Raw genomic sequence first — 12,525 nt, 5'->3', positions numbered from 1 at the left:
CCGAGCGTCTTCGCGGGGGGATCGCTATAATCGGCGGCTTTTGTTCATGAGTGCGGGGTGTGGGATGCGCGATCGACTGTTGGCTGCGGAGAAAGTGAAGGCCATCGATTGGCGTGATGGCGCGCTGCACCTGCTGGATCAGCGTATTTTGCCGTTCGAGGAAACCTGGATCGCCTACACCAGCGCCGCCGGCGTGGCCGAGGCGATTCGCTCGATGGTCGTGCGTGGCGCACCGGCCATCGGCATCAGTGCGGCTTATGGCATCGTCCTCGCGGCGCGGGCGCGGATTGCCGAGGGCGGCGACTGGTACGCGGCGCTGGAAGAGGATTTCGCGCTGTTGGCCGATTCGCGTCCGACTGCGGTCAATCTGTTCTGGGCGCTGGGCCGCATGCACGATCGCCTGGATCGCCTGAAAAGCAACGCCGATCCGCTGGCGGCGCTGGAAGCCGAAGCTATCGCCATTCATGAAAGCGACCGCGAGGCCAACCTGACCATGGCGCAGCTTGGCGTCGATCTGATTCGCAAGCATCAGGGCAACGCTCAAGCCATCCTGACCCACTGCAACACCGGCGCGCTGGCCACCGGTGGGTTCGGAACTGCGCTGGGAGTGATCCGCGCGGCTTATATAGAAGGCATGGTCGAACGCGTCTATGCCGACGAGACCCGGCCGTGGCTGCAGGGCTCGCGGCTGACCGCGTGGGAACTGGCCAACGAAGGCATCCCGGTGACCCTGAATGCCGACTCCGCCGCCGCGCACATCATGAAAACCAAAGGCGTGACCTGGGTGATCGTCGGCGCCGACCGCATCACCGCCAATGGCGACGTGGCGAACAAGATCGGCACCTATCAACTGGCGGTCAACGCCATGCACCACGGCGTGCGCTTCATGGTGGTGGCGCCGAGTTCGACCATCGACATGAACCTCGCCAGCGGCGATGACATCCCGATCGAGGAGCGTGATGGCGCCGAGTTGCTGGAAGTCGGCGGTAAACGCGTCGGTGCCGATGTTGAAGCGTTCAACCCGGTGTTTGATGTCACTCCGGCGGATCTGATCGATGCGATCGTCACAGAGAAAGGCATCGTCGAACGCCCGGACACCGCGAAAATGGCCCTGCTGATGTGTCGCAAGCGCCTGCATTGAAGGACTATTGCGTCTGAGCGGACCCCATCGCTGGCAAGCCAGCTCCCACAGGTTTTGTGCCCGGCATTGAACCTGTGGGAGCTGGCTTGCCAGCGATGAGGGCCTGAATGTCAATAAACAACTGTAAATCTGCCCCAGATTTCACATTCAAAGAAGCTCAGAGCTTCTGTCGTCCCCCTCAAGCCTGTCATCGGTCAACTAACTATGCTCCATGCGCATCTGGGGGATAGGTGCGTGGCGGCCTTTGTGATAACATCCGGCGTTTTCCGAGGCGGCTCCACGGAGCTGTCTTTACTGCGCAAATCCGCGATCCAATGTTGATTTGTCGTAAGTCGGCGCATGGCACTCGGCCGGCCCCGACGAGCTTCGTTGCTCCCACATGGATATGACGAAGTTTCACCAGAAAAAGGAATCAGGCTTCTCATGGGCGAACTGGCCAAAGAAATCCTCCCGGTCAATATCGAAGACGAGCTGAAACAGTCCTACCTCGACTACGCAATGAGCGTGATCGTCGGCCGTGCACTGCCGGATGCGCGCGATGGCCTCAAGCCCGTGCACCGTCGCGTACTGTTCGCGATGAGCGAGCTGGGCAACGACTACAACAAGCCGTACAAGAAATCTGCCCGTGTCGTCGGCGACGTGATCGGTAAGTATCACCCGCACGGTGACACTGCCGTATACGACACCATCGTTCGTATGGCCCAGCCTTTCTCCCTGCGCTACCTGCTGGTCGACGGCCAGGGCAACTTCGGGTCGGTCGACGGCGACAACGCTGCGGCCATGCGATACACCGAAGTGCGCATGACCAAGCTGGCGCACGAGCTGCTGGCTGACCTGCACAAGGAAACCGTAGACTGGGTGCCGAACTACGACGGCACCGAACTGATCCCGGCGGTCATGCCGACCCGCGTACCGAACCTGCTGGTCAACGGTTCCAGCGGTATCGCCGTGGGCATGGCGACCAACATTCCGCCGCACAACCTCGGTGAAGTCATCGACGGTTGCCTGGCCCTCATCGACAATCCCGAGCTGACCGTCGATGAGCTGATGCAATACATTCCCGGTCCGGACTTCCCGACGGCCGCGATCATCAACGGTCGTGCCGGCATCATCGAAGCCTACCGCACCGGTCGCGGGCGCATTTACATGCGTGCCCGCTCGATCATCGAAGACATCGACAAGGTCGGTGGCCGTCAGCAGATCGTCATCACCGAGCTGCCTTACCAGCTGAACAAGGCGCGTCTTATCGAGAAGATCGCCGAGCTGGTCAAAGAGAAGAAGCTCGAGGGCATCACCGAGCTGCGCGACGAGTCCGACAAGGACGGTATGCGTGTCGTGATCGAACTGCGTCGCGGCGAAGTGCCTGAGGTGATCCTCAACAACCTCTACGCCCAGACCCAGCTGCAATCGGTATTCGGCATCAACATCGTCGCGCTGATCGACGGCCGCCCGCGCATCCTCAACCTCAAGGATCTGCTGGAAGCCTTCGTCCGTCACCGTCGCGAAGTGGTCACCCGTCGTACCGTGTTCGAACTGCGCAAGGCGCGCGAGCGTGGGCACATTCTCGAAGGCCAGGCCGTTGCCCTGTCGAACATCGACCCGGTGATCGCCCTGATCAAGGCGTCGCCAACGCCGTCGGAAGCCAAGGAAGCGCTGATCAGCACGCCTTGGGAATCCTCGGCTGTGGTGGCGATGGTTGAACGTGCCGGTGCCGATTCGTGCCGTCCGGAAAATCTCGATCCGCAATACGGTCTGCGCGAAGGCAAGTACTTCCTCTCGCCAGAACAGGCGCAAGCCATTCTCGAACTGCGCCTGCACCGTCTGACCGGTCTGGAGCACGAGAAGCTGCTGGCCGAGTACCAGGAGATCCTCAACCAGATCGGCGAGCTGATCCGCATCCTCAACAGTGCCGTGCGCCTGATGGAAGTGATCCGCGAAGAGCTGGAAGTGATCCGCGCCGAATACGGCGATGTGCGCCGCACCGAAATTCTCGATGCCCGTCTCGATCTGACCCTGGGTGACATGATCCCGGAAGAAGAGCGCGTCGTGACCATTTCCCACGGTGGCTACGCCAAGACCCAGCCGCTGGCTGCGTATCAGGCTCAGCGTCGTGGCGGCAAAGGCAAATCGGCCACCGGCGTCAAGGACGAGGACTACATCGCTCACCTGCTGGTTGCCAACAGCCACACCACGCTGCTGCTGTTCTCCAGCAAGGGCAAGGTGTACTGGCTCAAGACCTACGAGATTCCGGAAGCATCCCGCGCGGCCCGTGGTCGTCCGCTGGTCAACCTGTTGCCGCTGGATGACGGTGAATACATCACCACCATGCTGCCGGTCGAGGAATACACCGAAGGTCACTACATCTTCATGGCCACCGCCAACGGCACCGTGAAGAAGACCCCGCTGGAATCCTTCAGCCGTCAGCGCAGCGTCGGTCTGATCGCGCTGGAGCTGGACGAAGGCGACGTGCTGATCTCTGCGGCCATCACCGATGGCGAGCGCGAAGTGATGCTGTTCTCCGACGGCGGCAAGGTCACCCGTTTTAAAGAGTCCGACGTGCGTGCCATGGGCCGCACCGCTCGCGGCGTGCGCGGCATGCGTCTGCCGGAAGGGCAGAAGCTGATTTCCATGCTGATCCCGGAAGAAGGCAGCCAGATCCTCACCGCTTCCGAGCGTGGTTATGGCAAGCGCACCGCGATCACCGAGTTCCCTGAGTACAAGCGTGGCGGTCAGGGCGTGATCGCCATGGTCAGCAACGAGCGTAACGGCCGTCTGGTCGGCGCGGTACAGGTGCTCGACGGCGAAGAAATCATGCTGATCTCCGATCAGGGCACCCTGGTGCGTACCCGTGTCGGCGAAGTGTCGAGCCTGGGCCGTAATACTCAGGGCGTGACGCTGATCAAGCTGGCCAAGGATGAAACCCTGGTCGGGCTGGAGCGGGTTCAGGAGCCTTCGGAAATCGAAGGCGAAGAGCTTGAAGGTGAAGAGGGCGAGGAAATCGCAGGCACCGTCGGTATCGACGAGGCCGCAGACGACCAGCAACTCGACGCCGCAGCAGACGAAGAACCGCAGGAATAAGCGGACAAACGAGGGGGCGGATGAGAATTCGCCCCCTTGTTATTTGTCCGGTATGAATTTTCGACATCATGGAGATCCCCTGTGGGAGCGAGCCTGCTCGCGAAAGCAGGCGCTGCGGTACCTCTGAAGCACCGCGGTGATGCATTCGCGAGCAGGCTCGCTCCCACAGGGCCATGTTGATCGGTAGTGTGATTTATTGCGTGATACCACCAAATCAGAGCGAGATTGGATGTGAGCAAGCGAGCCTATAACTTCTGCGCCGGTCCGGCGGCGCTGCCTGAAGCTGTCCTGCAGCGCGCCCAGGGTGAACTCCTTGATTGGCACGGCAAGGGTCTGTCGGTCATGGAAATGAGCCATCGCAGCGATGAGTTCGTGTCCATCGCCACCCAGGCCGAGCAGGATCTGCGTGACCTGCTGAATATCCCGTCGAACTACAAAGTGCTGTTTCTGCAGGGCGGCGCCAGTCAGCAGTTTGCGCAGATCCCGCTGAACCTGTTGCCTGAAGGCGGCTCGGCCGACTACATCGACACCGGTATCTGGTCGCAGAAAGCCATCGAAGAAGCCTCGCGCTATGGCCACGTCAACGTGGCTGCCACTGCCAAGCCTTACGACTATTTCGCCATCCCAGGCCAGAACGAGTGGAATCTGTCGAAAGATGCCGCGTACGTTCACTACGCGCCGAACGAAACCATCGGTGGTCTGGAATTCCAGTGGATCCCGCAAACCGGTGACGTGCCACTGGTTGCCGACATGTCTTCCGACATCCTCTCGCGCCCGGTCGATATTTCGCGTTTCGGCATGATCTACGCCGGCGCGCAGAAGAACATCGGCCCGAGCGGCATCGTCGTCAACATCATCCGCGAAGACTTGCTCGGCAAGGCCCGCTCGCTGTGCCCGACCATGCTCAACTACAAGGTCGCGGCCGATAACGGCTCGATGTACAACACCCCGCCGACGCTGGCCTGGTACCTGTCCGGTCTGGTGTTCCAATGGCTGAAAGAGCAGGGCGGCGTCGAAGCGATCGCCAGGCTCAACGACGTCAAGCAGCGCACCCTGTACGACTTCATCGACGCCAGTGGCCTCTACAGCAACCCGATCAACAAGTCGGATCGCTCGTGGATGAACGTACCGTTCCGTCTGGCTGATGATCGTCTGGACAAGCCGTTCCTCGCCGGTGCCGACGAGCGCGGCCTGCTCAATCTCAAGGGCCACCGCTCGGTGGGCGGCATGCGCGCCTCCATCTACAACGCCGTCGACATCACCGCGGTCAACGCGCTGGTGGCGTACATGGCGGAATTCGAGAAGGAACACGGCTGATGTCCGAGCAAGAACTCAAGGCACTGCGCGTTCGCATCGACGCTCTGGACACCAAAGTCCTCGAGCTGATCAGTGAGCGTGCGCGTTGCGCCCAGGAAGTCGCCCGCGTGAAGATGGCCTCGCTGGCCGAAGGCGAAGTGCCGGTGTTCTATCGTCCCGAGCGCGAAGCTCAGGTGCTCAAGCGTGTGATGGAGCGCAATCAGGGGCCGCTGGGCAACGAAGAAATGGCGCGGCTGTTCCGCGAAATCATGTCGTCGTGCCTGGCGCTGGAGCAGCCGCTGAAAGTGGCGTATCTCGGCCCTGAAGGTACGTTCACCCAAGCGGCAGCGATGAAACACTTCGGCCACGCTGTGATCAGCAAGCCGATGGCGGCAATCGACGAAGTGTTCCGCGAAGTCGCCGCCGGTGCGGTGAATTTCGGCGTGGTGCCGGTGGAAAACTCCACCGAAGGCGCGGTCAACCACACGCTGGACAGCTTCCTCGAGCACGACATGGTGATCTGTGGCGAAGTCGAGCTGCGCATCCACCATCATCTGCTGGTCGGCGAAAACACCAAGACCGACAGCATCAGTCGCATCTATTCCCACGCGCAGTCGCTGGCCCAGTGCCGCAAGTGGCTGGACGCGCATTACCCGAATGTCGAACGCGTCGCGGTGTCGAGCAACGCCGAAGCGGCTAAACGGGTCAAGGGTGAGTGGAATTCGGCAGCGATCGCTGGCGACATGGCGGCAGGGCTGTATGGCCTGACGCGTCTGGCCGAGAAGATCGAAGACCGTCCGGACAATTCGACGCGCTTCCTGATGATCGGTAATCAGGAAGTGCCGCCGACCGGCGACGACAAGACCTCGATCATCGTATCGATGAGCAACAAGCCGGGCGCGCTCCACGAGCTGCTGGTGCCGTTCCATGACAACGGGATCGACCTGACCCGGATCGAGACCCGTCCGTCGCGCAGCGGCAAATGGACCTACGTGTTCTTCATCGACTTCGTCGGCCACCACCGTGATCCGTTGATCAAAGGTGTGCTGGAAAAGATCAGTCAGGAAGCAGTAGCACTCAAAGTGCTGGGTTCCTACCCGAAAGCAGTTCTCTAAGGGGCGGTAGCAAATGAGTGGCAACTTCCTCGCTCTGGCACAGCCGGGCGTGCAACAACTTTCGCCGTACGTTCCGGGCAAGCCTGTGGACGAACTGGCGCGCGAGCTGGATCTGGATCCGGCAAAAATCGTCAAACTTGCGAGCAACGAAAACCCATTGGGCGCCAGCCCGAAGGCATTGGCGGCGATCCGCGAAGAGCTGGCCGAGCTGACCCGCTACCCGGACGGCAATGGTTTCGCCCTGAAGTCGCTGCTCGCCGAACAGTGCCGCGTCGAGCTGAATCAGGTCACGCTGGGCAATGGCTCCAACGACATTCTTGAGCTGGTTGCGCGTGCCTATCTGGCGCCGGGCCTGAATGCGGTGTTCAGTGAGCACGCCTTCGCGGTGTATCCGATCGCTACCCAAGCTGTCGGTGCGCAGGCCAAAGTCGTTCCAGCCAAAGACTGGGGCCATGACCTGCCGGCGATGCTTGCGGCCATCGATGCCAACACTCGCGTGGTGTTCATCGCCAACCCGAACAACCCGACCGGCACCTGGTTCGGCGCCGAAGCGCTGGACGAATTCCTGCAGGACGTTCCCGAGCATGTGCTGGTAGTCCTCGACGAGGCTTACATCGAGTACGCCGAAGGCAGTGATTTGCCGGACGGTCTCGACTTCCTCGCGGCGTACCCGAACCTGCTGGTGTCGCGCACCTTCTCCAAGGCCTATGGTCTGGCCGCGCTGCGCGTCGGTTATGGCTTGTCGACGCCTGTGGTGGCAGACGTGCTGAACCGCGTTCGCCAGCCGTTCAATGTCAACAGCCTCGCCTTGGCGGCGGCCTGTGCGGCATTGAAAGATGATGAATATCTGGCGCAAAGCCGTCAGCTCAACGAAGCCGGCATGCAGCAGTTGCAGGCGGGTTTTCGTGAGCTGGGGCTGAGCTGGATCGAGTCCAAAGGCAACTTCATTTGTGTCGATCTCGGCCAGGTCGCGGCGCCGATTTTCCAGGGCTTGCTGCGCGAAGGCGTGATCGTGCGTCCGGTGGCCAATTACGGCATGCCGGACCACCTGCGGGTGACCATCGGTCTGCCGGCGGAAAACAGCCGTTTCCTCGAGGCGCTGCGCAAGGTTCTGGCTCGTGGTTGATGTCACTGCGCTGCAACCTGTTGCACCTATGATCGGTCGCCTTGTGGTGGTCGGTCTGGGGTTGATCGGTGGTTCGTTTGCCAAGGGTTTGCGTGAAAGCGGCCTGTGCCGTGAGGTGGTCGGTGTTGATCTTGACCCGCAATCGCGCAAGCTCGCGGTCGAATTGGGTGTGGTTGATCGCTGCGAAGACGATTTGGCGGCGGCTTGCGTCGGTGCCGATGTGATTCAGCTGGCGGTGCCGATTCTGGCCATGGAAAAGCTGCTCGCGCGTCTGGCTGTCATGGATCTGGGGCAGGCGATTCTTACGGATGTCGGCAGCGCCAAAGGCAACGTGGTGCGCGCGGCGACCGAGGCGTTCGGCGGCATGCCGGCGCGCTTCGTCCCCGGGCACCCGATTGCCGGTTCCGAGCAGAGCGGGGTGGAAGCCTCGAATGCCGAGCTGTTCCGCCGGCACAAGGTGATCCTGACGCCGCTCGAGCAGACCGATCCTGCCGCGCTGGCGCTGGTCGATCGCCTGTGGCGCGAACTGGGCGCCGATGTCGAGCACATGCAGGTCGAGCGTCACGATGAAGTGCTGGCCGCGACCAGCCATCTGCCGCACCTGCTGGCCTTCGGTCTGGTCGATTCGTTGGCCAAGCGCAATGAAAATCTGGAGATCTTCCGTTACGCTGCCGGTGGTTTTCGCGATTTCACAAGAATCGCCGGAAGCGACCCGGTGATGTGGCACGACATCTTCCTCGCCAATCGCGAGGCTGTCCTGCGCACACTCGATACATTTCGCAGCGACCTCGACGCCTTGCGCGACGCGGTCGATGCAGGGGATGGGCACCAATTGTTGGGCGTTTTCACGCGCGCCCGGGTTGCCCGCGAGCATTTCAGTAAAATCCTGGCCCGCAGGGCCTATGTGGACGCTATGAATTCCAACGATCTGATCTTCCTGGCTCAACCTGGTGGCCGCCTGTCCGGTCGGATTCGCGTACCGGGTGACAAATCGATTTCCCACCGTTCGATCATGCTCGGCTCGCTGGCCGAAGGCGTCACCGAAGTCGAAGGCTTCCTTGAGGGCGAAGACGCCCTGGCGACCTTGCAGGCATTCCGCGACATGGGCGTGGTCATCGAAGGCCCGCACCACGGCCGCGTTACCATCCACGGTGTCGGCCTGCACGGCCTGAAACCTGCGCCGGGCCCAATCTATCTGGGCAACTCTGGCACCTCGATGCGTCTGCTCTCTGGCCTGCTGGCGGCGCAGAACTTCGACAGCACCTTGACCGGCGACGCTTCGCTGTCCAAGCGTCCGATGAATCGCGTGGCTAATCCTTTGCGAGAAATGGGCGCCGTGATCGAAACCGCTGCCGAAGGTCGTCCACCGATGACCATTCGCGGTGGCCATAAGCTCAAGGGCCTGACCTACACCATGCCGATGGCCAGTGCTCAGGTGAAATCCTGCCTGCTGCTTGCCGGTCTCTATGCTGAAGGCAAGACCACGGTGACCGAGCCAGCACCGACCCGCGATCACACCGAACGCATGCTGCGTGGCTTCGGCTACCCGGTCAGCGTCGACGGCGCCACGGCTTCGGTCGAGTCCGGCGGCAAGCTCACCGCGACTCACATCGAAGTGCCGGGCGATATCTCGTCGTCGGCGTTCTTCCTGGTCGCAGCCTCAATCGCCGAGGGCTCCGAGCTGGTGCTTGAGCACGTCGGCATCAATCCGACCCGTACTGGCGTGATCGACATCCTGCGGCTGATGGGTGCCGATATCACTCTGGAAAACCAGCGTGAGGTCGGTGGCGAACCAGTGGCTGACTTGCGCGTGCGCGCAGCTAAACTCAAAGGTATCGAGATTCCGGAGGAACTGGTGCCGCTGGCCATCGACGAATTCCCGGTACTGTTCGTCGCGGCTGCGTGCGCCGAAGGGCGGACCGTGCTGACCGGCGCCGAAGAGCTGCGAGTCAAGGAATCCGACCGGATTCAGGTCATGGCGGACGGCTTGCTGGCGCTGGGCGTCAAGTGCGAACCGACCCCGGACGGCATCATCATCGACGGCGGCCAGATCGGCGGCGGTGAAGTGCACGGTCACGGCGACCACCGTATCGCCATGGCCTTCAGCGTTGCCTCGTTGCGCGCTACCGCACCGATCCGCATCCACGATTGCGCCAACGTCGCGACCTCGTTCCCCAACTTCCTCGCGCTGTGCGGGCAAGTCGGCATTCGTGTGGCACAAGAGGCTCAGTCGTGAAAAACATTGAACCGGTCATCACCATCGATGGGCCAAGCGGCTCCGGCAAAGGCACGGTTGCCGGGATTCTGGCCAAGCGTCTGGGCTGGAACCTGCTGGATTCCGGTGCGCTTTATCGCTTGCTCGCGTTTGCTGCGCACAACCATGGCGTCGACCTGACCAATGAAGAGCTGCTGAAGACATTGGCCGCTCATCTGGATGTGCAGTTCATCGCCGCGACCGAAGGTCAGCTGCAGCGGATCATTCTCGAAGGCGACGAAGTCAGCGATGTCATTCGCACCGAAAGCGTCGGTTCCGGGGCCTCGCAAGTGGCTGCGCTGCCCGCCGTACGCGAGGCGCTGCTGCAGCGCCAGCGTGCTTTCCAGGAAGCGCCGGGTCTGGTGGCGGACGGTCGCGACATGGGCACGGTGGTATTTCCGGGTGCACCGCTGAAGATTTTCCTCACCGCCAGTGCCGAGGAGCGGGCGCGCCGTCGATATTTGCAGTTGAAGGGCAAAGTCGAGGGTGTTAGTCTGTCGAGTCTGCTAGATGAGATCCGTGCACGCGATGAGCGTGACACCCAGCGCGCAGTAGCCCCGCTCAAGCCGGCGGCCGACGCGATTCAGCTGGATTCAACGGAGCTTTCCATCGATCAGGTGCTTGAACGCATCATGAGCGAGATCGCCATTCGCGATATCGCCGGGTGACCAAGAAGGTCGCAGGGGACCAGTCATAGTCCTGCGGTGCTTCTTTTAAATGAAACTAACCCACACCGTCTGGGGTGTGGAGATGGGCGTTTACTTCGCCCTCATCTACAGGAATTAAAATGAGCGAAAGCTTTGCGGAACTCTTTGAAGAAAGCCTGAAAACCCTGAACCTTCAGGCAGGCTCCATCATCACCGGTGTTATCGTTGATATCGATTACCAGGCTCGCTGGGTAACCGTTCACGCTGGTCTGAAGTCTGAAGCACTCATCCCGCTTGAGCAGTTCTACAACGATGCTGGCGAACTGAACATCAACGTTGGTGATGAAGTTCACGTTGCTCTGGATTCGGTTGAAGACGGCTTTGGCGAAACCAAGCTGTCCCGTGAAAAAGCCAAGCGCGCTGAATGCTGGATCGTTCTGGAAGCAGCCTTCGCAGCCGAGGAAGTGGTCAAGGGCGTTATCAACGGTAAGGTTAAAGGCGGCTTCACTGTCGACGTTAACGGCATCCGTGCGTTCCTGCCAGGTTCCCTGGTTGACGTCCGTCCAGTGCGCGACACCACGCACCTGGAAGGCAAAGAGCTGGAATTCAAGGTCATCAAGCTGGACCAGAAGCGCAACAACGTTGTCGTTTCCCGTCGCAGCGTCCTCGAAGCCGAGAACTCCGCCGAGCGTGAAGCTCTGCTGGAATCCCTGCAGGAAGGCCAGCAAGTCAAAGGTATCGTCAAAAACCTCACCGATTACGGCGCATTCGTCGATCTGGGTGGCGTGGACGGCCTGCTGCACATCACCGACATGGCCTGGAAGCGCATCAAGCATCCTTCCGAGATCGTCAACGTTGGTGACGAGATTGACGTCAAGGTTCTGAAATACGATCGCGAACGCAACCGTGTTTCCCTGGGCCTGAAGCAACTGGGCGAAGATCCATGGGTTGCTATCAAAGCCCGTTACCCAGAAGGCACTCGCGTAACTGCTCGTGTTACCAACCTGACCGACTACGGCTGCTTCGCTGAGCTGGAAGAAGGCGTTGAAGGTCTGGTGCACGTTTCGGAAATGGACTGGACCAACAAGAACATCCACCCTTCGAAAGTCGTACAAGTCGGCGACGAAGTGGAAGTCATGGTTCTGGACATCGACGAAGAGCGTCGTCGTATCTCCTTGGGCATCAAGCAGTGCAAGTCGAACCCATGGGAAGACTTCTCTGGCCAGTTCAACAAGGGCGACAAGATCTCCGGCACCATCAAGTCGATCACCGATTTCGGTATCTTCATTGGTCTGGACGGCGGCATCGACGGTCTGGTTCACCTGTCCGACATCTCCTGGAACGAAGTGGGCGAAGAAGCCGTACGTCGTTTCAAGAAGGGCGACGAGCTGGACACCGTCATCCTGTCGGTTGACCCAGAGCGCGAGCGCATCTCCCTGGGCATCAAGCAACTGGAAAGCGATCCGTTCTCCGAGTACGTCTCGGTTAACGACAAGGGCGCTATCGTGACCGGTACCGTGAAAGAAGTTGACGCCAAAGGCGCCATCATCGTTCTGGCCGACGACATCGAAGCTACCCTGAAAGCCTCCGAAATCAGCCGTGACCGCGTTGAAGACGCGCGCAACGTTCTGAAAGAAGGCCAGGAAGTTGAAGCCAAGATCATCAGCGTTGATCGCAAGAGCCGCGTAATCCAGCTCTCGATCAAGTCGAAAGACGACGCTGAAGAGAAAGAAGCCATCCAGAGCCTGAAAGCAGCTCCGGAAGGCGAAGCAGCTGACACCACTATGGCGGCACTGCTGCGTCAAGCAATGGCCAAACAGAACTGAGTTCTGCTTGATCATTAAAAAGGGCGACTTCGGTCGCCCTTT

General features: G+C 60.7%; 8 protein-coding genes. All 8 read left to right on the top strand.

The window, feature by feature from the left end; translation table 11 throughout:
• The first annotated feature begins 64 nt into the window (after positions 1-64).
• The 8 genes from mtnA (at position 65) to rpsA (ending at position 12,483) form a co-directional block, all read left to right on the top strand.
• On the top strand, positions 65-1,141 hold the full coding sequence (gene mtnA / locus NF676_RS19365) for an S-methyl-5-thioribose-1-phosphate isomerase (protein WP_056788343.1): 1,077 nt from the start codon (positions 65-67) through the stop codon (positions 1,139-1,141).
• Between the two features lie 423 nt (positions 1,142-1,564).
• Positions 1,565-4,219, top strand: coding sequence for a DNA gyrase subunit A (gyrA, locus tag NF676_RS19360; RefSeq protein WP_095182243.1), 2,655 nt, complete (start codon positions 1,565-1,567; stop codon positions 4,217-4,219).
• Positions 4,220-4,450: 231 nt separating this feature from the next.
• Positions 4,451-5,536 (top strand): 3-phosphoserine/phosphohydroxythreonine transaminase, encoded by a 1,086-nt coding sequence (gene serC, locus NF676_RS19355; protein ID WP_039760041.1) that lies wholly within the window; start codon positions 4,451-4,453, stop codon positions 5,534-5,536.
• Positions 5,536-6,630, top strand: a complete 1,095-nt coding sequence (pheA, locus tag NF676_RS19350) for a prephenate dehydratase (RefSeq protein ID WP_016770924.1) — start codon at positions 5,536-5,538, stop codon at positions 6,628-6,630. Before serC ends, pheA begins: the two co-directional genes overlap by 1 nt.
• 13 nt (positions 6,631-6,643) lie before the next feature.
• The gene (gene hisC / locus NF676_RS19345) at positions 6,644-7,756 is read left to right on the top strand and encodes a histidinol-phosphate transaminase (RefSeq protein ID WP_252868065.1); all 1,113 of its coding nucleotides are present in this window, start codon (positions 6,644-6,646) and stop codon (positions 7,754-7,756) included.
• A 28-nt stretch (positions 7,757-7,784) separates the two neighbouring features.
• Positions 7,785-9,992 carry a bifunctional prephenate dehydrogenase/3-phosphoshikimate 1-carboxyvinyltransferase gene (locus tag NF676_RS19340; RefSeq protein ID WP_236168542.1) on the top strand — a complete coding sequence of 736 codons (2,208 nt, stop codon included), beginning with the start codon at positions 7,785-7,787 and terminating at the stop codon, positions 9,990-9,992.
• Entirely contained in the window at positions 9,989-10,678 is a 690-nt protein-coding gene (cmk, locus tag NF676_RS19335; RefSeq protein WP_252886620.1) for a (d)CMP kinase, read from the top strand. Before NF676_RS19340 ends, cmk begins: the two co-directional genes overlap by 4 nt.
• A gap of 119 nt (positions 10,679-10,797) precedes the next feature.
• Positions 10,798-12,483, top strand: coding sequence for a 30S ribosomal protein S1 (gene rpsA, locus NF676_RS19330; RefSeq protein ID WP_016770920.1), 1,686 nt, complete (start codon positions 10,798-10,800; stop codon positions 12,481-12,483).
• Positions 12,484-12,525: the final 42 nt, after the last annotated feature.

Source organism: Pseudomonas siliginis (assembly GCF_024072275.1).
Taxonomy (GTDB): Bacteria; Pseudomonadota; Gammaproteobacteria; order Pseudomonadales; family Pseudomonadaceae; genus Aquipseudomonas; species Aquipseudomonas siliginis.
The sequence above is the reverse complement of the archived record's forward strand: the minus strand, read 5'-3'. Positions and strand labels throughout refer to the sequence as shown.

What these genes read in the sequence shown, in the direction of transcription:
- mtnA (WP_056788343.1), top strand. Translation starts at nt 65, where the DNA reads ATGCGCGATCGACTGTTGGCTGCGGAGAAAGTGAAGGCCATCGATTGG.
- gyrA (WP_095182243.1), top strand. Translation starts at nt 1,565, where the DNA reads ATGGGCGAACTGGCCAAAGAAATCCTCCCGGTCAATATCGAAGACGAG.
- pheA (WP_016770924.1), top strand. Translation starts at nt 5,536, where the DNA reads ATGTCCGAGCAAGAACTCAAGGCACTGCGCGTTCGCATCGACGCTCTG.
- hisC (WP_252868065.1), top strand. Translation starts at nt 6,644, where the DNA reads ATGAGTGGCAACTTCCTCGCTCTGGCACAGCCGGGCGTGCAACAACTT.
- NF676_RS19340 (WP_236168542.1), top strand. Translation starts at nt 7,785, where the DNA reads ATGATCGGTCGCCTTGTGGTGGTCGGTCTGGGGTTGATCGGTGGTTCG.
- rpsA (WP_016770920.1), top strand. Translation starts at nt 10,798, where the DNA reads ATGAGCGAAAGCTTTGCGGAACTCTTTGAAGAAAGCCTGAAAACCCTG.